The sequence below is a fragment of the Bdellovibrionales bacterium genome (assembly GCA_016714165.1).
Taxonomy (GTDB): Bacteria; Bdellovibrionota; Bdellovibrionia; order Bdellovibrionales; family UBA1609; genus JADJVA01.
In genome coordinates this window covers 414,665-436,938 of record JADJNU010000001.1, presented here as the reverse complement: position 1 = coordinate 436,938, position 22,274 = coordinate 414,665, and the positions used below count along the sequence as shown (strand labels likewise).

Sequence of the window (22,274 nt, the reverse complement as noted above, 5' to 3'; positions counted from 1 at the left end):
GAAATTCTGTGGCGATATCTCGTCAATTCTACATTCACCACCCATCGGATCAAGGCAAATTGCATATTCTAGCGCTAGGGCTTGACCAATAAAAAATGGAACAGCAGCGGTCATACCGTAGGCCCCACAATCACTAATTAAAATCCAATCGCCCTTTTTATTCCCCTGGGCAAAGTCGCCTTGGGATGAAGACAGTCATGAGATAGACAGAGAGATCCGTAAACTGCGAATTCAGCCATTTCGCCCTCAATCTTAGTTCCTTGAGCTGTTATCCCCTGGACCCGAGCAGCCTCGCCAGCACTGTAGACGGACAATAGAGGACTACCCAAATGATGAACTCCGCCATTTAAAATTACAGTGGGGACTCGACCGGGCTTTACCGACAACACCTGGGCTGCGTAAAAACCTATATCCGAAACCAGGGATCGACCCAATTCAAAAGTTACAGGATGTGGAGACCGAATGGGATTGCTAAAATCCCTGATGTCTTTCTTTAAAGCTTTCAATGATGGCAATCCCGGCCCGATGTAGAGTTTGACGTCTTTAACAAAAGCATCACGAAATTCGCTAATCAATCTGCTGAGCAAATCAATGTGAATAGAGAGAGCCTCGCCGGAAAAGGATTCCCTACCTAAGTAAGTATGAAGACCATAAAACTGCCGTCTTGCTGCCATTTTCAAGACCGACCTGACTTCCTCAAGACTCAGTCCAAGCTTTGTTTCGTCTGAATCCAGTTGCAGTCTCAATGTGACTCCCACCCCACCTTGGTCAGGCCTTTTTCCCTGAAGAGAGCGAAAGGCCTCATACTCTGATATCGAATCAAGGTGAATGCAGCCTACCCCCTGTCCAATAGCAAAATCATATGCCTCATTGGGCTTTCCCGGACCCGAGAGAGATAGACGAGGCGCCTCAACACCCAGATTTCTCATCATCCGCATCTCTATTTCTGAAGACGTATCAAATCCATCTATGATTGGAATCAGGCACTTAAGTAAAAAATTATTCGGATTACTCTTGGTAGAAAAATAAATACTGCACTTCTGGTCAATAAGTCCTTTTAAATAGGACCGGATAAAGGAAAGATTAGATCGAATTTTTCCAAAGTCATACAAAAAAAATGGTTTTTCGTGGCTGAATAAAGTTTTCCACTGCTTTGCAGACAAATGAGAACGGATATCAGACATCACCTTTGAGCCACCCTTTCATGATTTTAGATATTTTTTCGATCGCCCTCTCTCTCCATATGATCGACTCCTCCTCAGACGAATTTTTGTGACCAAAAAAACAAGTCAACTCAACGGGAGACCGTACCAATGGACCCTCTCTAAAATTCTGCGATGACCCGTTTGTTGATAGGCTCGAATCAACAATTCCTGAGGTCAAATAGGGAATGACAAACTGACCCCCTGGAGACAGTCCCTGCTCATCGAGATTCAATCGCTGGCAAATTTGCCCCCAGAGTTCCGCGAACGATGAAAATCGAAACCCAGTTTCTCTTATTCGCACGGAATAAATATCTGCCAAATCGATCCGAAATTGCTCAGCCGCCTTGAGAATTAAATGTCCCTTATTCATTCTGACGTTCAGATCAATGATTGGAAACAAATCTCCACTCTCAGATAAAATAGCATCAAATCCAAATAGCCCCTGGTAAGCCCTCGAGGACTCCCACGATACGATCAGCAATTCCGCTCAGTTCAGGAAAAAAATCGATTATTTCATTGGGACTGACCATCTTATGGCGCGAAGAATAGCCATGAGAATTGTACTCGACTTCCATAACGCATTTTAGAGATGGGGAGGAATTGGCTTCACACAGACAGCTGAATTGCTTTTTCGCCGAAATTTTTTCTTGCAGGAGCCAAATTCCATCCCCCAGGTCACTCTTATGCCTATCAATGTATTTGATAAATGAAACATCTTGGCTATCCGCAATTTCAAAAGTCCCTCCTCCTCCCGAACTGTGCTCATATTTGATAAATAGGGGAAACTGTCCAGTCCACTGTTTTATTTCCCTATTCAAAGACCTTGTGTTCGTCAAAACAGTCTTCGGAAACGCACACCCCCACTGCGAACACAGCTCAATCAAAAAGCTCTTCGAATTGACCCTGGAAAAAAAATCGACCGAATGCCCCTGAAATTTGGGTGCCCGCAATTTAAAGGTTTCTATCAGTTCGCTCTCGAGGTCAGAGAGGCCCGCCAGCTCTGCCGTCGCCCCTAGAATGTCGTAGTCGAGACGCAATAATTCAGTTTTCAATTCTTCCATCCACTGGGTGATAAAGTAGGGATTTGTCTTCAAACTGAGCACTCTTGGAACCCGAACTTTCATCCTGTCTAACCAGGAAGACAAGTCCCCCTCTGGCTTTTGAAATCCGATTCCTAAACCGTTTTGCGACACCAAATACAGGCTCATATCCAGTTGACTCAAAACAAGTCTCTCTGAGGCTGGAACTCGAGCTGGAAATAGGGTTTGCAATAGTTTAAGCTTATCGAAATTCTGATCCAGTCCCAAATTAACAAATGCGATCTTCTCAAAAGACGTTTTCATAGGAAGCTTGATTCCAAGTTGATACGAGTCTCGGGCCTAACATCCTGAAAAATTTGTGGCCAGTGAGGATGAAGTTGAGAGTAAAGGGCAAAGGCTCTGCGTGAATAAACAAGTTGCCTCTTCATCTGAGCAAATTCATGTCCCAATTTCATATCGCGAAGACTAAGAAGATCATACTTCCCCAAGTTTGCAAACTCGAAGGCTGCCCGCACTAAAGTTGAATCACTCTCGTCAATCGGTCCGATAGGACTCACGATTAACTGCCTCAATTCATCCCCCCAGGATTGACCTTTCATCAATTCTGACTTTTTACCGGTGCTACATAGTTTTCGGACTTTTCCAAAGTCAACGAGAAGCAAACATTTATTTCTATTAACCGAGGAGGGATATTTTATAATTGTCAGATTTGGATCAGTTTTCAGCAATTTATCCAAGCCTGAAATACTCAGAGAGGGAGCAAATATTGGTCTGTTCTCTGGGGCGAACTTTAAGAAAGAAAAGACATCTGGGCTATTCAAAATCTCTTTGCCTTCCAGCCTCTCAACTTTCTCCAAGGATGCCTGGTACTGGGTGCTTCTCTCTCCAGATAAATAGAACTCTCTCATAAGAGAGAGTCCAAAATACTTAAAGCCAAAACCAACTCGAGCGAGCATCCTCGAGAATCCCCGAAGTACACCAGGACGATTCTCCAAGCCCCAACACAAAGATGTTTGAAAATTCTCTCGGAAAAAGTGACAGCTTGCTTCCACAAATCTCCAGACTTCTTTGGAGTTTCGTATTGCAGGGTCCGCAAAAAAATCGGTGAGATAACAAATTGGCGACCCCTGCATTTCACCTATGGGTATGACGCCAAAGCAAATCCGCGTTCTTCCCTTCGCATCTATCCACTTCAGATAGGTGGCAGGCTGAGTTTTCAGATGGCTATAAAAGGCAAAAAAATCTGGTTTACGATCCTGCCAAAAATAGTATTCGCTCGGATATTTGGACTCAGAACCAAAAAGATCACAAAGCTCCCCAGAGTTCGTCTCTCCGTCTACTTTAAGGGAGAAGTTCACAAGGACTCCTCTCCAAATTTGAGAAGGCTAATTGGTAGGGAACAAGATGAGAAGCAGAAACCTCCTTGAGTTCAAAATTCTCACCGCCACCTCTGACCATCCACTCATCTATTCGCGGAGGTCCAATAAACTGGTTTGCAGCGGCCGTAAAACCATAGGCTCCAGTCGGAAAAAAGATCAACCAATCGCCTCTTTCCACGCTCTGAGGCAAAGACACCTCCGGAAGGATGCAGTCATTCCAAATTCCCAGGGATCCATAGATATCATACTCACGACTATCGCCACCCTTCAGCCTACCAGGTCGGTCGAACCTCAATAAGCAATTGAGATGCCTTCGCCCATAGCGCGGAGAAACCAGATTTGCCGCCAGATGCTGAAGTCCCCCATTGATAATCACAAAAGCTCTCCCCTTGGGCCGAATCTTCACCGCCAGTATCCGCGTCCCATAGATACCTGCCGTATTCATGATGTAGCGCCCCATTTCGAGGTGAACCGGATACGGGGCTTGAAGATCTGCCGACACCAATCGGAGATCTTCAACCAAGCCACAGTTGGCGCTTGGAAATCCTGCTCCCAAAAAAAGTTCAAATTCTCTGTGAAAGGCTAGCGGGAATCTTTGCCGAAACTCGGTTGCCTTTTCGATAACTGAGCGAACAACCGGCGCGCTGAAAGATTCTCTTCCCAGATAAATATGAAACCCGAAACAACTTTGATCATTTATTTCTTTGAGGATGCCACTCAAATTTTCATCTGAGAAACCTAATTTATGGGACCCAATCTTGCCATGAGCTAGTCTCATAGTCAGTCGACTCTGCGACTGAGACAAATCATTCTCCTTCAACCGCTTGTAGGCGGAATATTCTTCTTCTGAATCAAAATGAATCCCGTAGACATTTTGCTCTAAGGCCTTTTCAATAAGCGATCTGTTTTCGCAGGACCGGAGAGAGTGATTCGTTTGCCCCCGATCCCCAAACGAAGAAGCAAATCAAATTCCATTTCGGATGAAACGTCATACCCATCAACAACCGATTCTAATTCCTTCAATATTTCGGGATTTGGATTCGCTTTAACCGAGAAAAAGACCTTCGTTGATGCCTGGGAGGATCCACTCCAAGCCTTCCTTATTGCGAGGATATTTTCAACAGCAACAGAGGGATTATAAAGAAAGAAGGGACGACCACGAGAAAAAATTTTATCTGACTTCTCCGCCTGGTCAATAATGCTTTCATACCAAATGCGATTCATCTGACCCCAAGTCTCGCCCCTAGAGCACGAAGCATATCGTCGGGCAAAAAGAGGAATCATGGCCCTTCCTCATTGCGTTTGACAGAACCATCGTACCACCCGAGAGAAGTCTCATCAAGAATGCGCAGTATTCAATGCGCGGTATTCTGGACTTCACCTAAGTGAGGGTAACTCAGAACCATCCGTCCCACATGAGGGGGAGGATACATATAGCCCTTGGTCTGAAGCAATCGACCTGTCTGACGATCAAAAGTCAGGAGTGTTTCCGGAAACTCCAAATCATTTCTTCGGGAATACATACGCAAACAAGATACCTGCGAGGAGGATAACGACTCCTCTCGCACAACCTTAATCGGATACGCCCGAACTTGTTCCATTCGGATCAAGTTACATTCAAGAGATTTCTTCATATCCAAAAGCATCGACAACTCAGGGCTCAACCAGGAGAAGTAGGCCAGTGACACATGATCTCGTCCAAAAAATCTTTGGACTTTGCATCCAGAAGGCTGATAACTCGACAAACGCTGGAACCACCCAGTGAAGAAGGATTTTAGTTCGACTCTTTGTCCAGAACCAAAATATTCGACCGAGTGGCTCACAATCTTCCCCGCCCTAAACTCTGTCTTGGATTTTACCTCGACTTGACCATCTGAGATCCTGCAGTAAATACCTTCCAATATCAAAGACTGCTGAGCCGATATCACCCTTAAACTCCGGCGATAGTTCAGCTTCGGCCCCTCCTCCAAGGATCCAAAGAACACCTCAGCCTTGAGACCACCATGAAGGTAGAACATATTTTGAACTCGACTCAAATCTAGTTTTTTCGCCATGTTCCGCTCCGAAAATTGAAGTCAAGTTTAACAGAAGCTCCTCATGCAGGAAAGTCTATTCAGAGATTGCGCTATTGAAAATGCTTACAGATAATCGAAGGATGATTTCTCCAATTTCGGTAGAAAAGAAATTTTTAGAACTTGAGGAAAAACTGTTCCTCAAAATGGGAAACATCACTGCGAAGTGGGCTCCAGCCATTGCAATTCTCCTTCTAGGAGCATTCTATCACCTCATCGTCTTTCCGCTCGCTATGACTCCTTCTCCTTTCGGAGTTCGTATTGATTTATTTTTGGAAAGAAAAATCCTTTATTCGGCACTTTGCACCGGGGCTTTATTGTTCTATTACTGCCCTACTTCCTGGTTTGGAATTTTGCGCTACCTCACTCTCACTTTCTCTTGGGTATTGGCTTGCTACTGGATCATGGAACCAGGTTGGAGCATGGCAGCCATACCTCTGTGTGCCCTTGGTGGATATGTTTTGCTACGATATTCTCAAAAAAGTCGCTCTTTAGCGCTCGCTGGGGCTCCCCTTTTTGTTCTCTTCTTTCTCGCCATTGGCTATCTACTCGCTCACGAAGCGGCCACAAAAAATAATTCTCAGGTTCTCAAACTATTTTGGATTCTTCACCCTCAGATGTATCTTCTCTTTGTTGTCTACTGGGTATTGGCGGTCAATCTTCCGGCGAAGGAGGATTTTGCTTTCGTCCCAACCAATTTCGCCTGGAGTACTTTGTGGCCTGAAGAAACCACTTTTTGTTTGGAAAAGGTCGAACAAAAAAAACTTTGGTGGAAAGGAATTTGGAATTGTTACACTGGAGCTATTCTTTTTGCTATTGCATTTTTGGGAAAGAACCTATTGGCTTCTCTTCATGTTCAAGGACTCGGAGCCATTTTCGGACACTACACCTATTTCATCCTCTTTCTCATCGCCAGTTTTAGCCAATTGGCGGGCATGTCACGCTTGTTTGGCGTCAACTGTCCCGACCCCTCCTATTTTATGATTCTCGCCAAAACACCTATGGAAACCTGGCAAAGGGGCTCAACCTATCTCTACAAGTTCTTTTTTCGACATATTTACATTCCCTTATTCGGCCTCTTTCGGAACTATATTTTTGCAATTCTTGCTTCCTTTGTCTTGGTTATCATTCACATGATGCTCTTTCAGGACATTTTTATCCGCTCATTCTATGCGCTTCTTGTCCCAGAGCTGAGAGCTCCTCCATTGAATTTGCTTTCCAGTTTGGTATTTTCTATTTCCTGGGCGAGCCTCTGGCTCATTTTAATCATTTTTGGAGCAACATTATGGAGTCATTTGCTCAGGAAATACTCTCATCCAATCTTTCAATGGGCATCGATCGCAATTAACCACTTTTTGATATCCATGATCTTTCCAGCGATTGAAATTTACATTTATCCCTACGCTCTTCGTGTGGTCTCGTAACCTGGGGATTTATCGATGACGACATTAACCGAATACCTCACAACGATACTGCAGAATGGGATCGAAATTGCCAAAAGCCCTGCTGTCGTCCTCTCTCAACGCAAGGGCTCCAGTTCTATCAATTACGGAGACTTCACTAAAAAAGCTCTCCAACTGGCAAGTTTTCTAACCGAGAACACCTCTTCAAATGAATCGGTCGGAATATATGGAGAGAAGTGCATCGATGCCTACTTGTCGGTGATCGCTTGCATGCTCAGTCATCGCCCCTTCGTTCCCATCTACAAATCAAAATCTCTCTCTCATCAAGGAAATCTCCTAAAAAAACTTCAAGTCAAAAGCGTCATTGCCTGCACTTCCCTAGATGAACGGCACGCCAAATTCTTTGAGGAATACGAAAGTGATTTTTCTCTTGTCAATTTTTCGGACAAAGATATTTTAAGCTCGATTAACACCAAGTACCTTGAAAAGGAAGATCACAACAAAATTTGCTATTACCTCTCCACCTCTGGAAGCACTGGGCAACCAAAATGTGTTGGCATTACACGAGGGAACTTCTCCAGCTTTCTTTCCAATTTTCTCTCAAATTATCTGATCAGTCGAAGCGATCGAATCTCGCAAACATTTGGACTGAGTTTTGATCCCTGCTTGAGCGATATTTTTTTAGCCTTTGTCAATGGCGCTACCCTCTACCCCTTGGCAGATAGTTACAAATTCGATATTGCCAATTTCATTTCTAAAAATTCCATCACCTATTGGTCATCAGTCCCCACCTTAGTCCAACTCAATTTTCAAAGAGGAATAGATCTCAACGCCAATTCCCTACCTTCTCTGCGATACACGACATTTACGGGCGAATCACTCGACAAGGAAGTTTGCCGCCGCTGGAAGACCTGTGCTCAAAATTCACGAATCGAAAACCTTTATGGCCCCATCGAAGCAACCGTGAATGTATTTCGGTATGTTATCTCGGATGTTGAGCTGGAAGAATCACGAATTCCTATCGGTAATTGCTACCTCGATCACCAGTTCGCCATCGTAGATGAGGAGTTAAATGAGATCAAGGAAGTCGGGAAACGCGGAGAACTGATGATCTCCGGTCCGCAGCTAGCAAAAGAATATGTCGAAAACGTCCCAGATACACAAAAAAAATTCATTCGATGGGGAAACAACCTCCAACTATGGTACCGCACTGGTGATTTAGTAACTCGAAACGCAAAGGGGCAAGTCATTTTTCTTGGACGCACAGACTGGCAGCTTAAAATTGCAGGAATCAGAATAGAGGCTGAAGAAATCGAATACTATTTTTCACAGAGATCTCAGGGAGTTTCCTTGATTGCCCTCTCAGACAGTCGCACGTCTCCCAACCACGTTATCGGAGTCATCGATCAACAAATGGAAAAGTCAAAATTGGAGGATTGTCTGGCATCGATGGCCCATGAAATACCCCCGGTGACCGTTCCACGAAAGATCTATTTTCTCTCTCCATTTCCATATGTTACAAGTGGTAAGATAGATCGGAGGACTGTACAGCAATTGGCCCTCAGCGAAGCTCTTCCGATTGTGTGGCCTTAAGCACTGATACGATTTTTCATTTTGCCATGGAAACTTTTCTGTTCTAACCATTTGCTCATCTTTTACCAATCTCAAATTGGAGTTTCGGGAATCTAAAGCCTGATTCCTCTATCTTTTTCTCACAAACAAGGATAGTCATGGCCTTCTCTTTGTCGGTTGGAGTAAATGGAAAATCCTGAGAGGAAACTGTTCGTGAATACTCGTTTTTTTATGCCTGTGTTTTGCGTATTTTTAATTTCTTTTTCATGGCCCGGTCTAGCGAACGAGAGCGGATCGCTGCAGATGAGAACCAAAAAACTTTCAGATTTATTTGATCTGTACAGAAGTGATCAACAGGGTGAGACCGACCTTCTTCACCAAGCTAAAATCGAAGCTGTGATTAAATACTATGATCTTGTGGGGTCAATGTTGTCCAATAGCTCGTCCAGATCGACCATCCCTTCTTCGAATTATCTTTCTCCTTGGTTTCGGCATGACCATCTAATCTACATACTTGATTCGTTTGACACTCTAGATGAGTTGAATGAATTCTCAAGCTTGCTGGAAAAAATCTCTCAATTTGCTCTTCGGGATCAAACCGACATTCGATCAATTTTGGCGACGATTCCCGCTCATTCTAAACTGATTGCAAAAATCAGCAAAATAAATAATTTCGTTTTGCAGCTCAAGGCCCAGCACAAAGCCGTAATCAGATATTCTCATCAAAAGCATGTAGCTGAAAACCAGCAAGAATACGCTGGCGAGTCCTATACGAGGCACTTGAACAATGTCAAAGCAGTACTAAGAGAGTTTGGATTTGGACCTAAGGATTCAATTGAGGGACTTGTACTGGGAAGCGCGGCACTCATTCATGATGTCATCGAAGATACCGACGCGACTTATGAAGAGATAGAGGACTTGTTTTCCTCTCAACTTGCCCGAATAGTCCTGGGGGTCACTAAATTAAATAATAGCGACAAGGATCAGGTCGGATTGAGCCCTGAAGATATTTTGAAAAATACCTATAGAAGGACCCGAACAGATCGACTTTCGGTGGCTTTGAAGTTGGCTGATCGAATTAGCAATGTTCGACAGGGTCTTGCGGACTTTTTCCTAAACTTGCCGAGTAAAGTAAGTAAATATATGCTGGAACAGAAAGTCTTTAAGGAAATTCTCTATCGTGGGGAGGAGACTGAACTTCAGCCCATGTGGGATGAACTGGATCGCCTCCTTTCAGATCCCTATTACGCATTGCATTTTGTGAATCAAAATCGAGGAAGAAGGTCTTCAAAGATCCCGGTGGACAAGTCCATTCAATGCAGGGAAGTGGTCGTCGCCAACAATGGAGTGCTACAAGAAGGAAGATCACAATGAAAACTGAAAAAAGTCAGAATAAGTGATCTATTCGGCCTCAGCCAAGGATGCAATTACTTCTTTCATAAACTCTTCCGAATTGAAAGGCTTCGATAACACCGTTCTCACCCCAATTTTTTTCGCCGTATCAAGATCCAAATCAGAAAAACCCGTCATCAGAATAATAACGGGGATCCTTGGATCAGTGGATCTGATCTTTCGTGCCAACTCTTCTCCACTTACAATGGGCATACGAACATCTGAAATCACTAAATCCACCTTTTGCGCTTGCAAAATCGCAAATGCAGAGTCTCCATCAGAAGCCTCAATAACACTGCCCCCCTCATCCTCTACCAAGGTTCTCACAATCTCTCGAAGCAGAGGCTCATCATCAACCACTAAGATCAATTTTTTCTCAAGTGACCCCACACTACCCCCATCTCTCGCTCGCTCTTCCTCGCGCAGGACTCCCTCATGAACCTCAGATATGAGACAGTTCTTACTATTGCCCGTATTTTCAAAAGTCTCAATCTGAATTTGTGAATCTCACTTATTGAATATCCGCAAATCTACCCCCAATAACTGCTTGGCGACACAAACCAGCAGAAGTCGACGGAGAGGATTTCTTCAATCAATCCCAAGTTTGAGAACGGGATTTCAACTCTGCCACTACGTTGCTGACCTTCTGCCAAACAATTCCCAGATTTGGAATTCCGCCCCAAGTCCAACGAACAAAGCCAGGAATGTGTTTTGAAATCTTAACTCTCAACACAGATACTTGAGACCCTTTGTTTTGCCAGGTGAAAAGATCTCCACCCAATGGAGGGAAGGTCGTACTCATTCCTGCACTCGCATAATCTCCTGATTGTGTAACTTTAACGTACATGGGTGCAACTGGTGGATAAAATGTTGTCCCCGTTCGAGACTGATGATCTCTCTCCAATTTGCTGGAAAGTAAGTAGACGCCCGTCTGAATATTGAGTCCTCCAATAACAAATACAGACATTGCGCTCTCAAAGTATTCGCTCCCTCTCGCAATATCAAAAACATAACTATTCTCATGGGAGTTATATCCCACACTTAAATAAACAGACAGCGGCGCTCCGCCATAGCCCCATTTTGCTGCGCCTGCCTCGAGAATGGGAGCGAGTCCCATAACAAAGCCAACTTCGTTTGATTCAATAAGGAGATTCACTTGAGAAAGGAGAAATTTATCGACAGCACCAACTATATCTCTCACTACAGCAAGGCCATGTTCTGCCACCGAGCGCCTCTGGGTGGGCGGAAAAATATCTGTTAAAGCATCTGTGGTTTTCCCAGACTGATCTCTATTTCGAATTTGATGATACTTACCTTTCACAAAACCATGTAATCCAAAAACAAGGCGTCCTTTAGATAAAATTCCCGCAAGAGCTCTCAATATTCCCAGGCGTTTGGTGTTAAATTTTTGTCTCAAGTTTGAATCTAGAGCGAGATATTCAGACATCAAACTCGAATCTGGAGGCGACAAAAGAAGATCGATTTGATGTTTTAAACGGAGTCTGACCCGCTCTCCTTCTTCCAAACTAATCTCTGGTAGATCCGCAGGTTCTGTCGAAAAGTTGGATGTCAGATCATTCCCTGATACGCCCTTCGTCACTTCGGCACTTAAGACAGAAGTATCCGCTGCACCTTGAGACTTTGATTCACGCGCAATAACTTCACGGGTACTGCCAATTATCATGACAAGGATGAGTATTGCGTAGACCGATTTCAAAAATGATATATCTTCCGACTTTCCAATCATCACCTTATCTGTTTTCATCTTGCACAATGCCTCATTCACAAAAATACTCCTTAGCGGTCTGTGACTAGGATTAAGCCAAAACCTGGATTGGCCTCCCTCATTCTGCAAATCCCTGTTCCAGATCAATTAGAGCCCCTTGAGTATTTCAAATTGACTTGTCACTTCTTATGGATAGCCCAAAATAAAAGCTGACCCAGAAGATGATTCTAAGATTGCGAGCCTGAAGTTTTGTCAAAACGGGGGACGATAATTGTCACAGGACTGCCTTCCCTCGCCTGATTTTGAGGGTATTTGGCAGCCGAGAAGGATTCATCGGGTCCAATCAATTCATCCTGAGGTTTTAGTTATTTAAAGACTCTGAAAGCGATTTGAGGAGCCTTACCTTGAGTGCTGCCCCTTCTGAATCAGAAAAGGACTCATTGTGACCGCCAGCTTCCTTTTGCCAGAATTCCTTTGGAAAGGAGGCTGCCTCAAAGATTTCCTTACCCATTGCAAAGGGAATGATCTCATCTTTTTTCGAGTGAATCACAATGATCTTGGTTCCAGCCATTTCAGAAACTCGCTGAGCTGGAGCCCACTCATCGCTGAATAGGAATGCCGAAAAGGGCTGTAGCGCCCAGGTCCATGGAGATTTAGACATGATCGCTCGCGCCGTATTCTGATAGGACAAAAAGGAGCTGTCTACCACGAGAATTTTTGGCAGAAAGTCTGATCGCAACTCCCAAACAGCCCGCATGGCGATAGCGCCTCCTAGACTGTGACCGTAAACAATCAGGGGAAGTCCTGGCTTTAGTCTGCGCACATAGTTTATGGCGCCCATGGCTGTTTTTACGGTATTCTGAGGGGACGGCTGACCCTCTGTCTGTCCATATCCAGGATAATCGAAAATGGCCAAATCATGGCCCTCTTTGAGCAGCCAATAGAGCGAATAAAAGTGGGCAGAACGATTCTGCCCATTTCCATGAAAAAATACTACGACCGATCGAGGGAGATTGTTTTGGGATTGAAAATACCAACCGTGAATGCTCTGTCCTTTTTCAAGTTCAAAAGACACTTCCTCTGGCAGGGGCTTCAACTTGTTCATATCCACATAAATCGATCTTGTCGGATAATACAAGAGGTTCGAGCAACCGAGGTTTGTCAAAAAAATGAGCATGCCAAAGCGCAGAATTAAATAAAATGCTTTTTTATCTTTCATAACAAAAAAGAATTCACTAGATTGGGGGCTCTTGCAAGGGAGGAATGGTGAAGTCAGTTTTTGATTCCATTACTTTGAGTCTTCTTGTTTTTTCGTTCACAGGCTGCGCGACAATTCGGCTGGGATACGAAGGCAAAATGACCAACCAAAAGGGGCAGAACGAAGTCGTGAAGGTGGAAAAGAGCTACCCGATTGGGGGCGCAATTAAACCGCTCTGTATAATCACTGCAATCGGCCTGGGAGGCAGTTGCTGGTTTTACTTGACGATGCCCACAACCGCACAGCGCGCCCTATTTCGAGCGGATGCCTTGCGCCTAGCTAAGAAGAGCTTGAATAATGAAGCCATTGAATTGCAGGATGAAAAGATTTCGAGAGTTAACTGGCAGGACCAGGAGTCCACTGTTACAACTGAGGCTATTCGCGATTAGTTTTATCTGGTGTTTCAGCTTCCTGGTATCATTGTCTGCAAGGCCACAAACCAGGGATGAAATTGGAAAGCGGGGTGATACTGAATTCGCCCTGTCGTCGTCTCTCGCTGCGTCGGCGCCACTCGACCAGTTCGCTCAATCAGCCGCGTGGTTGCGCGCCCTGCACTATCTTCCCTATCGGGGTGGGCATCGCAGCGAACTCGATGGGTCCGGATTCTTTTTCGCACAGGATGGCAAGTTCAATCCTTTGGCGGAGCTCATTGCCTCAATCAATGCCTTTGATCAAGATCTGAAATTGACGGATCTCAAACTTCACCCTCAGTGCGCATTTCCGGAGAGGTTTCGTCTTCTTCGAGACACATTTCAACTTAAAATTCAAGAGGTTGAATGTCCTCTTTTTAAGAAGTTTCTCAATCGATTTCAAGAGCCGACCGGATTGACTCTCGTCTTTTCCAGCGCCTATCCAAATAATCCCGCCAGCATGTTTGGACACAGCTTTTTAAAAATTCGATCAAAGCGAACAAATGCACTTCTTGATACAGGAGTGAATTTTGCTGCATGGACTCCTCCAGATTCAAATCTCCTCGCTTTTATGTACATGGGAGTATTTGGAGGGTATCGCGGAATTTGGTCAACCGAACCCTACTACAAAAAGGTGAATGAATACATCAATTCAGAGAGCCGCGACCTCTGGGAATACGACCTCAATCTGACCGCAATCGAAACCAATCGCCTGATTGGACACCTTTGGGAATTGGAAATTAACTCCCACTTCAAATATTATTTTTTTGACAAGAATTGCTCTTACCAAATTCTTCGAGCGATTGAGGCTGTTCGAACAGATTGGAATATCACTCAACATCGGATCTATGTCATTCCAGGGGAGACAATCAAACAGGTCAATGCCTTCCCCGGAATCGTCCGCGAAGTTCATTTTCGGCCCTCGCTTTTCCATCAGCTGCAACTCCGATATGGATTGCTGTCGCGAACCGAACTCAGGAACTATCAAAAACTCATAAGACCTCAAAGCGAGAATGATCTGAAAAATCAATTCTCGCCCGAGGTTCTCGATACTGGCCTATTGTCCATGTTGTATCTGAAAGCCAAAAAGAAAAAGAACTGGTCCGAAGAAGATCAAAAAATTGAAAATAATCTCTTATTGTTACGTTCTCGCGATCCTCAAAAAACCCCTGAAGCCCAAATTCCAAACAGACTCTTGCGGTCACAGCCCGACCTTGGCCACGATTCGTATTCCGTCCATACCAGCCTGGGAAGCCTCGATTCTCAAACTGATACGATGGCCGAGCCTCGAGGCATTGGGAGAATTAAAATTCGGTCTGCTTACCATGATCTATTGGGAAGTGATTTAGGCTACTCCCCTTTTTCCGAGATTGAATTTCCCTGGATAGAACTTCAATTGGATCAAAAAACGATTAAAATTCAAGAGCTTGGATTGATTTCTTCCACATCTCTCTTTCCTCTCAACCATTTCAATCGAAGCCCCTCTTGGCGTCTGCGCTGGGCTTTTGAAACAGAAAAGGGACTCGAATGCCAGGACTGCCTTGTTGGGAGTTTTGAAGGCGGCTACGGGCTCTCTCTTGGAGGCGCGACCCATCGACTCTACTCGCTCGGTATTTCCCGTGCGGAAGCGCATTCGAGATTGCCGCGTGGATATCGCCTGCGTCCCGGCATCGAAAGCGGATGGCTTTGGAACCCATTTGCCCCCTATAAGATCCGACTTCTTGGGAGAATCCTATGGAATTCAAAAAATTGGAACCTGAACGCTCGCGACTATGAATTTCGAGTCGAACACTCCTTTGCCCTAGCCCGAAATCAAGAACTCCGCCAAGCTACAATTTTAAACTACGATCATTCTCTCAATCGGCCAGACTGGTTTGAAATTCGATTTGAATGGATCTCTTATTTCCGTTGATTCCTCCTCCTGAATAGATACAGTGATCTATATACAAAACTAACAATTCCTTAAGGAGGAACTTATGCGCAGTATTATTATCGGAGCAATCTTGTTGGCTTTCCCATTGGTGAGCCAAGCGAAAGATACCATGGACGGATGCGGACTTGGCTGGGAAGTGACTGATTCTGAAACCATGATTGGTACCACCACTCGTGGAACAACCAATATGTTTGTTCCTCCAGCGTTCGGCATGACAACTGGCACCATTGGATGTAAGCAACTTTCTTTTGCAGCCAATGAGCAAGAAGCCGCCAACTACGTCATCAACAACTATTCAAACCTAAAACAAGAATTGGCTTCTGGCGAAGGCGAGTATGTTGAAGGTCTTACTGAAGTCATGGGCTGCAAGAACACTGCTCGAATTCAGTCGCAGTACAGAACCGTTGTGGCACCAGCCCAAAACGGAGTTGAGCTTTATAAGAACCTAAAAGATTTCTGCGGCTAATTGACCGATTATAACAAGATAAGTCCTCCGCCTCGCTTGGTGCGGAGGGCTCATTTCCTTGAAAAAAAATCCCTCTTTTAACTCTATATAATTTTCAATCAGGAATCCGATGGGATTTATTTTGTGCTAGTATCGCCATCATTATGTCTCAACGCCCATTTCTTCTGCCATTTCGCCTATTTTTCGGATTTCTCAGACGGAAATTAAAGCTTACTCGTGTATTTCATTTTCGCTTCGCTCTCTCATCTTGCCTTATCCTAGGTTTCATGGCTTTGGAACTTGTCGCTTTAGGATTCGAAAGGCAGCCTAGTCGAATTGAAACCACACATACCTGTTGGATTGGCGGAGTGACGAGGGCCAGCGCGGATTCAAAAAAGTGTCCTTTGAGGGGCAGAGACTGTGACAAAAGCTTCTCTTCTTTTCGCTGTGGAAAAATTTTTGGCGAAGTGTGCGTGCCTCAGCAACCAGAAGAAAACCTAACTGAACGCTGTGCTCAGGAAAGTAGGAAGATTTATCCAAATTCGCGAGATTTGCCTTTTGTTCAATTAAGCCAAGACGCTTTAAGAGAAACTCAAATTGAAATTCTCAATTCCTTCAATCGATTTTGCATCGGATTTCATCTCAACCCCTCAGGTATCCCAGACGAAAGTAATCCTTGTGTGCTCGTGAGTGAGCGTCTCAAGGAGCTTGGTCTTTGGAACTCCCCTGAAACTGCTGAGCTCTCAACCGCATCAATGCATTCTATTTTAACTGGCAAGACCGACGAGAAGAATCCCCGATCTGAATTAATTCAAAGTCCGCGGTTTGGCGTTGTTTGGGATCAGTGTCCGAAAGAAATCAGATCAACAGCATACTGGAAATGGTTTCTAGACATACTCAATTTTGAATTAAGCCGAAAAAGCTGTGAGTTGTCCAAAATGAAAATTGAAGTCGATTGTGCAATTGAGACTGAGAGAATTCAAAAAAATAGCGGCCAAAGTAAAATATCTAGCATTGGATTGAAAATTCATGAGTTCGGCAATCAGGCAATGGACCATAAAGAAAGAGGCTTTCTCCTGGAAAGAGTTCTTTCCTTTCCAAAATTCCTGGATTTTTCCGACCTAGAAGACAACGGGAACGGCTTTTTTGTTCCAGACTACGGAAGTATCCAGTTGAGGTTGCGCAAGTTTTTTTCAAAGCACGATATCTGCGAAGGAAGCTTCCTGCGCAGAACTCAGCCTGACGAAAGAGGGCAATCTACAGTGGAACAATCTGGAGAGATAGCATCTCGTAAAGAATTCATCACTTTGAACAGCAATTGGCCACCAGAGGAAATGGCGACCAATTTCCTAACGAACTCCTTTCCGTACAATCTCTCAACTTATGTTCAGCGCAACACAGATGCTAAGTCTATCCTCATCGCTTCGAATTGCCAAATATTGGATTTGTATTCGGGAATTAAGGAAGACCTCGAATGGGCTCTGTCTTTTTTTAAACTGTCATTTTCTGACAATACCAACTTGGTGGTACTTCCCTTGTCCTTAGATGGCATTGATGATTTGAACAAAGATGGGAATTTGTCCAATAAAATGTATCGCCTTAAATATTTGACAGTTGAAAAATCATCACCTTTTGGCCTGGGCCTGAAAACCAAAGTTTCTGAGTCAATTTTGAAGACAGAAAAACTGGATAATTTGGATCCTCAAAAAGAGGGGGGCGTTCTCTGGCATTGGTTTAACGAAACAGATGGGAGTCACAAAAACATTGAGCACATTTCGAAGATTGAATTGAATCAGGCGATTGAACTCCTTACTCATCGTAAGAACATAAGTTTCTCAGACAACAAAGCATGCTTTTTACAGCGGTTATTAAAATTTTGAGAAAGAGATCAAAAGCGTTAATTGTTAATTGTTAATTGTTAATTGTTAATTCAGAACTCCACGTATCTTGCACCAATCAACCAGATAACTCAATCGCAAGAATTTTCACTCTTTAGCCAAGTCTCCAATTGACCATAAAGCGGATCGGATGGCTTGAGGCTGCACTCTTCACCACAAAACTTATTATTGGTGGATGAGGCCCAAAGAGAGTTCGCAGAAATTGAAGTGGCCCATTGAAAAGAGGACGTTACATCCGCATCGGCAAAGGCCGGAAAAGCAAACCCCGACTTGGCATGACAACTTGAACAGTGAACGAGAAAGTAATTCTTATGAAGGTAGGTGAACCCTTCAATTCCACACATTGGTCCGACATCAGCCTCACCCGAGGCAAGTTCCTGGCTTTTTTGCGAATTCGATTTTGCGCAATTTTGAAATAAACCGACCACTGCGCTTGAAAAGAAAATAAATGAAAAAATCCTAACCCATTTTTGCGACGGCTTTCTCATGCCTCATTATCGCAGACTGACGAGTGAATTTCCACAAGTAAATAGAGCCAGTAATATCCGCACTCGTGTCTACGTCCTAAACAATTGTTGCAGCAGATTGAACTCCACTGTCTCAAAAGTACTATCTACGAGAAATGTGTCTCACCCTGAACAAGCCTGAATTTAGCGGCTTTGGAATGACCTCTTTGTCACTCATACTGGAATTGTCACAGATATTTTCGGCAACAGAAGAGATGAAATTTTTGAATCAGGGGAGATTGCAGAATGGGCAAATTTGTCAGATCAAAATACACCTGGATCTTTTCTTTGACCTTGATCATTTTGTCTTTCCAAAATTGCATGTCCAAACATGATTCTGAGGAAAAGGTCGATGAAACCTCGCTGAGCAGCGAACGCATTACGACCGGGGCCTTAAGCGTTCTTCAAAACAAATGCTCGAGCTGCCACAGTCCCACTTCGACACAAATAACACCAATACCGGATATATTGAATATTGATGGCATGACAACAAATGGCTGGATCCTGCCAGGCTCCCCCCAAAACTCCCCAATTTTCACCAGCATCATTGATGGATCAATGCCAAAAGGTCAGTCACCACTCTCATCCTCAGAAACCGGCCTCGTCCGAGACTGGATCATAGTTCTTGGAGGCGGAAACCCCCTGGCGACGCCTGACAATCCAGGCACCCCTGGTGGAACTCCACCTCCCCCTCCAACGGCCCCCTCGGGAACAGTCCTCTACAATACCTATTGCTCCTCTTGTCATGGTGTTGGCGCTGCAAGCACCAAACGAGGCCGCACAGCCGCTCAAATAACCAACGCAATAGGGTCTGTTCCAACGATGATGGGCCTTGGCGGCCAGCTTAACGCCACTCAAATTCAAGCCATCGCAACCTACCTTGGAAGCATCTAGTTTTTTCTTTATATCCCATTTTGACACAGATTTGGATTGCCCAAGTGGCAGTCTATTTTTAATCTAGTTTCAAGAGCCAAATTCCGGCCTTCAAAGTCGATCAACCGGTCGAAGGAGCCTCCTGTGGACGTGTCCTCATTTTATCTATCCCTCGTTTGCCCCAGTTGCTCAAGCGAACTAGATCTGACAAAGGGAAGCGCTTGGCAATGCGTTTCTTGCTCAAGTGTCTTTCCTTCTCTCAACGAAATTCCGTGGCTTTTTTCCTCACCCGAATCGGTTCGAATACAGTGGATGAGCAAATGCGGTTCTTATCTTTCTTATCTCAGACAAAGAATATCTTCGCTAAATACCCAATTGCGAAGTGTCGATCTTCAGGTCTCAACGAGAAGACGTCTTGAACTCATGGAAAAGGGCATGGAACACAACCTTCACCAAATGACTTCATTGTTGGATCCGCTTTTTAATAACCAAGCTCAGCTTGATCAGCGATCGACTGCATCAGAGACTCCCAATAAAATGCCAACGAAGCAAGGACCTCGCACTTATCTGGATCTTTTATTTCGAGACTGGGCGTGGGAAAACAATGAGCTCACAGAGACCATACAGGTTTTTGACTCAATAACCCCATCAGGCCAATCCTTATGGAACCAACTCGTTATCCTTGGCGGAGGCGCTGGGAGACTTGCCTTTGAATTGGCCCACCAACACCCAAACTGGAATCTCACATCTGTCGATATCAACCCTTTGTTAATGTTCACTGCTCAAGCTATGCAACGCCAAAAAACGCTGGATTTTTTTGAGTTTCCCATTTCACCTGTCTCACTTGAAGCCACATGTGCTCTGCAGACTCTCAGAAATCCGCTTGGCCAGGCTGGTAACCTCTCATTTCTTTTTGCCGATGCTCTCAATTTACCCGTAAAAGAGAATCCCTGGAGGCCATCTTGACACCCTGGTTTGTGGATATCGTTCCCATTGATCTGAAAATGCTTGCACGTCGGATGAACTACTCGCTTAAAATGAAGGGGGAATGGATTAACCTGGGCCCTCTTGGCTTTGGATATGGCCCTGATTCCATTCACTATTCTCCCACCGAAATCCAGGATTTGCTAACGAATGCCGGATTCGATCTTCTTGAGTGGCAAGAAAGAACTCTACCTTATCTTCAGTCTCCTCATAGCGGTCACTGGCGGCAAGAAAAAATATGGGCCTTCAGGGCGTGCAAAAAAAGAAAAGGAAAGGATCCAGGAAAGTATTCTTATCTTCCTTCCTGGTTAGAAAATCATGACCTACCTATTCCAAAAGAGGGTTTTTTTGATACAGTTTCAAACCAGAGTCGATTTCAATTCGAAGTTCTCACGGCAATCGATGGTCACAGAAGTATCAATGAAGTTTCTCAATTAATGGCCGCACACTACAAAATGACCAAGGAGATGGCCATCGAATCACTTCTCTATTTTCTTACCAGATTGTATGAAGAGGCGGTCCAATCGCGCTAATTGAACAGAAGCGAGTTTTTCACTCGCTTTGTCTGCTCTGTTTTTTCTGAATTTCTTAACTAGTTATTTTGTGCTCCAGCCATAATCCAATCCTGCACAGCCCTTCTCTTCTCTGTTTCAAGCAAGCCCGTAAATGGCATGGGAGGCAAACCCGCAAGCTTGCTATTCATTCTCACAAAAGCCTTGCTGTTGACGTCATAGGGTATCAGAATACGATTATCAATTAGACTCTGCCAATCCGTGATGTCATATCCCCCTTCATTATCTAGCGAATTATGACAGCCCAGGCAATTCACGTAAAGAATTCCTCCTGGACGCAAAAGCTGAGTCATGGTTAATGCTGCTCCATCATAAGGATCGTCATCATCTTGCAGCGTTAAGGTATGACGGGCAACCGATCCCACTACCGCATTAACAGTGCCAATCGCATCTAAATCAAGCACCAAGGCTTCGCTAGCTCCCTCGTCTCTCTGATCATTTGCAATATCAATCTCAAAATTCTTGAAAGTCTCACCCGGAGGGATGACAACTGAATAATTCTTCACTTTGTAGTCCCAATCGAAGCGATTGATACTGATATTTTCCTGCTCCTCATTTGTAAAATTATCGATACAGCAAAGCGCTGAAGATGTTGTCTGGCCATTCACACGAATCGTGACCGTGATATACTTCGCTGACGGCTGCGACAGATTCACTCTCACCGTCGCCAGGCCGGCCGACTCGACAACAGATGAAGTTGCCACTGAAAATGAAACCTGCGGACCTGCAGACGGAGGAGGAATCGGTTCCGATGGAATTTCAAGACTTCCGAAAGACACTGCGATGACATCCGAATAACTCACTTTAATTGGAGCAACATTGGTTCCAGCTGACAGCAAGACATTCGTTCCTGCCCTGACGGCCTCGTTTACGGCATTAAAAGTCAGATTGCCAGCAAGGCTTTTACCATTGACTGTAAATCGAATGCTCTTCACTTCGATATCTACCGAAGAACCACGGATTCGCGGCTCTGAAATAAGATAGGACTTTATTCCTAACACATCTTGCACGCTGACCTTAACTTCAAATAATGCCCCGGGCAATGTGGGTAAAGTCATTCCCTCGTCGGCAATCAGCTCCCGATCAAGACCCCAAGTCAAAGTCACGGCCTGACCTGTAGCAAAATTAGCATTGATCCCCTTGCTCTTTGTGCGAATGCGTGGGGCCTTGTCCTCTGTCTCATCAATTGGGACGCCATCCTTGCAGTTTCGCTCTGCCTCCTCAATCCCCTTTACCCAAGTTTCACGAAGTTGAGATATCTCGGCTTCATGCTGTGGACCTGTATAAGGAGATTGATGTGAGGGATTTACGGAATATTCTGATATTTTGGAAAAACCTGTTACTTCAAACGAGCGCCAGGCAACAGTCAGATTGGAATCTGCAAAGGTGCCCTTTCCAAGCCCACCTGGAACATGGCAGGTGGCGCAATGTTGCTTAACGAAGGGATGGTAGGTTCGGCTAAACAATTCCGACATGTCGCTACAACCGTTCTTACCCTGAGAGCTAGCGCTCTCAGAGTTATCATGAGAAGGAGAGCAATTGTTGTAGAACAGAGGTAGAACTCCAATTACCGCAATGACCAAAAGTATACGTCCCTTCATCCACA

Annotated in this window: 22 protein-coding genes; 10 read left to right on the top strand and 12 right to left on the bottom strand. The window is 44.5% G+C overall.

Going from position 1 to position 22,274, the window contains the following annotated elements:
• Nucleotides 1-137 precede the first annotated feature (137 nt).
• From IPJ71_01900 to IPJ71_01870, 7 genes are all read right to left on the bottom strand, one after another.
• Nucleotides 138-1,184 carry a hypothetical protein gene (locus tag IPJ71_01900; protein ID MBK7842440.1) on the bottom strand — a complete coding sequence of 349 codons (1,047 nt, stop codon included), beginning with the start codon at nucleotides 1,182-1,184 and terminating at the stop codon, nucleotides 138-140.
• Complete coding sequence (locus IPJ71_01895) at nucleotides 1,177-1,575, bottom strand: hypothetical protein (GenBank protein ID MBK7842439.1); 399 nt, start codon at nucleotides 1,573-1,575, stop codon at nucleotides 1,177-1,179. The genes IPJ71_01900 and IPJ71_01895 overlap by 8 nt, the downstream gene beginning before the upstream one ends.
• A 55-nt stretch (nucleotides 1,576-1,630) precedes the next feature.
• Entirely contained in the window at nucleotides 1,631-2,548 is a 918-nt protein-coding gene (locus IPJ71_01890; protein ID MBK7842438.1) for a hypothetical protein, read from the bottom strand.
• Nucleotides 2,545-3,603, bottom strand: a complete 1,059-nt coding sequence (locus IPJ71_01885) for a hypothetical protein (protein ID MBK7842437.1) — start codon at nucleotides 3,601-3,603, stop codon at nucleotides 2,545-2,547. Before IPJ71_01885 ends, IPJ71_01890 begins: the two co-directional genes overlap by 4 nt.
• Nucleotides 3,587-4,429 carry a hypothetical protein gene (locus IPJ71_01880; protein MBK7842436.1) on the bottom strand — a complete coding sequence of 281 codons (843 nt, stop codon included), beginning with the start codon at nucleotides 4,427-4,429 and terminating at the stop codon, nucleotides 3,587-3,589. The genes IPJ71_01885 and IPJ71_01880 overlap by 17 nt, the downstream gene beginning before the upstream one ends.
• 74 nt (nucleotides 4,430-4,503) lie before the next feature.
• Entirely contained in the window at nucleotides 4,504-4,848 is a 345-nt protein-coding gene (locus IPJ71_01875; protein MBK7842435.1) for a hypothetical protein, read from the bottom strand.
• 131 nt (nucleotides 4,849-4,979) lie between these two features.
• Nucleotides 4,980-5,678 (bottom strand): hypothetical protein, encoded by a 699-nt coding sequence (locus IPJ71_01870; GenBank protein MBK7842434.1) that lies wholly within the window; start codon nucleotides 5,676-5,678, stop codon nucleotides 4,980-4,982.
• 101 nt (nucleotides 5,679-5,779) lie between these two features.
• On the opposite strand from IPJ71_01870, the gene IPJ71_01865 reads away from it, so the two are divergent.
• From IPJ71_01865 to IPJ71_01855, 3 genes are all read left to right on the top strand, one after another.
• Entirely contained in the window at nucleotides 5,780-7,120 is a 1,341-nt protein-coding gene (locus IPJ71_01865; GenBank protein ID MBK7842433.1) for a hypothetical protein, read from the top strand.
• A 15-nt stretch (nucleotides 7,121-7,135) separates the two neighbouring features.
• A complete protein-coding gene (locus IPJ71_01860; GenBank protein ID MBK7842432.1) occupies nucleotides 7,136-8,692 on the top strand; it encodes an AMP-binding protein in 1,557 nt (518 codons plus the stop codon).
• Nucleotides 8,693-9,097: 405 nt separating this feature from the next.
• A complete protein-coding gene (locus tag IPJ71_01855; protein MBK7842431.1) occupies nucleotides 9,098-10,045 on the top strand; it encodes an HD domain-containing protein in 948 nt (315 codons plus the stop codon).
• A 27-nt stretch (nucleotides 10,046-10,072) separates the two neighbouring features.
• On the opposite strand, the gene IPJ71_01850 is transcribed toward IPJ71_01855, so the two are convergent.
• The 3 genes from IPJ71_01850 to IPJ71_01840 form a co-directional block, all read right to left on the bottom strand.
• Nucleotides 10,073-10,453 (bottom strand): response regulator, encoded by a 381-nt coding sequence (locus tag IPJ71_01850; GenBank protein ID MBK7842430.1) that lies wholly within the window; start codon nucleotides 10,451-10,453, stop codon nucleotides 10,073-10,075.
• Between the two features lie 202 nt (nucleotides 10,454-10,655).
• Nucleotides 10,656-11,849 (bottom strand): hypothetical protein, encoded by a 1,194-nt coding sequence (locus IPJ71_01845; protein ID MBK7842429.1) that lies wholly within the window; start codon nucleotides 11,847-11,849, stop codon nucleotides 10,656-10,658.
• Between the two features lie 301 nt (nucleotides 11,850-12,150).
• Nucleotides 12,151-13,008 carry an alpha/beta fold hydrolase gene (locus IPJ71_01840; protein MBK7842428.1) on the bottom strand — a complete coding sequence of 286 codons (858 nt, stop codon included), beginning with the start codon at nucleotides 13,006-13,008 and terminating at the stop codon, nucleotides 12,151-12,153.
• 44 nt (nucleotides 13,009-13,052) lie between these two features.
• Here IPJ71_01840 and IPJ71_01835 point away from each other — a divergent pair, with 44 nt between their 5' ends.
• The 4 genes from IPJ71_01835 (at nucleotide 13,053) to IPJ71_01820 (ending at nucleotide 17,715) form a co-directional block, all read left to right on the top strand.
• Nucleotides 13,053-13,436 (top strand): hypothetical protein, encoded by a 384-nt coding sequence (locus IPJ71_01835; protein ID MBK7842427.1) that lies wholly within the window; start codon nucleotides 13,053-13,055, stop codon nucleotides 13,434-13,436.
• Nucleotides 13,437-13,587: 151 nt separating this feature from the next.
• Nucleotides 13,588-15,369: a DUF4105 domain-containing protein gene (locus tag IPJ71_01830; GenBank protein MBK7842426.1), complete on the top strand. Its 1,782-nt coding sequence runs from the start codon at nucleotides 13,588-13,590 to the stop codon at nucleotides 15,367-15,369.
• 64 nt (nucleotides 15,370-15,433) lie between these two features.
• Nucleotides 15,434-15,856: a DUF3015 family protein gene (locus IPJ71_01825; protein ID MBK7842425.1), complete on the top strand. Its 423-nt coding sequence runs from the start codon at nucleotides 15,434-15,436 to the stop codon at nucleotides 15,854-15,856.
• A gap of 452 nt (nucleotides 15,857-16,308) precedes the next feature.
• Nucleotides 16,309-17,715, top strand: a complete 1,407-nt coding sequence (locus IPJ71_01820) for a hypothetical protein (GenBank protein ID MBK7842424.1) — start codon at nucleotides 16,309-16,311, stop codon at nucleotides 17,713-17,715.
• An 89-nt stretch (nucleotides 17,716-17,804) separates the two neighbouring features.
• Here IPJ71_01820 and IPJ71_01815 read toward each other — a convergent pair whose 3' ends face one another.
• Nucleotides 17,805-18,221 carry a hypothetical protein gene (locus IPJ71_01815; protein ID MBK7842423.1) on the bottom strand — a complete coding sequence of 139 codons (417 nt, stop codon included), beginning with the start codon at nucleotides 18,219-18,221 and terminating at the stop codon, nucleotides 17,805-17,807.
• Nucleotides 18,222-18,485: 264 nt separating this feature from the next.
• On the opposite strand from IPJ71_01815, the gene IPJ71_01810 reads away from it, so the two are divergent.
• The 3 genes from IPJ71_01810 (at nucleotide 18,486) to IPJ71_01800 (ending at nucleotide 20,629) form a co-directional block, all read left to right on the top strand.
• A complete protein-coding gene (locus IPJ71_01810; protein MBK7842422.1) occupies nucleotides 18,486-19,133 on the top strand; it encodes a c-type cytochrome in 648 nt (215 codons plus the stop codon).
• A 123-nt stretch (nucleotides 19,134-19,256) separates the two neighbouring features.
• On the top strand, nucleotides 19,257-20,078 hold the full coding sequence (locus IPJ71_01805; protein ID MBK7842421.1) for a hypothetical protein: 822 nt from the start codon (nucleotides 19,257-19,259) through the stop codon (nucleotides 20,076-20,078).
• Nucleotides 20,018-20,629 carry a hypothetical protein gene (locus IPJ71_01800; GenBank protein MBK7842420.1) on the top strand — a complete coding sequence of 204 codons (612 nt, stop codon included), beginning with the start codon at nucleotides 20,018-20,020 and terminating at the stop codon, nucleotides 20,627-20,629. Before IPJ71_01805 ends, IPJ71_01800 begins: the two co-directional genes overlap by 61 nt.
• 59 nt (nucleotides 20,630-20,688) lie before the next feature.
• On the opposite strand, the gene IPJ71_01795 is transcribed toward IPJ71_01800, so the two are convergent.
• Entirely contained in the window at nucleotides 20,689-22,269 is a 1,581-nt protein-coding gene (locus IPJ71_01795; GenBank protein ID MBK7842419.1) for a hypothetical protein, read from the bottom strand.
• Between the last annotated feature and the right edge of the window lie 5 nt (nucleotides 22,270-22,274).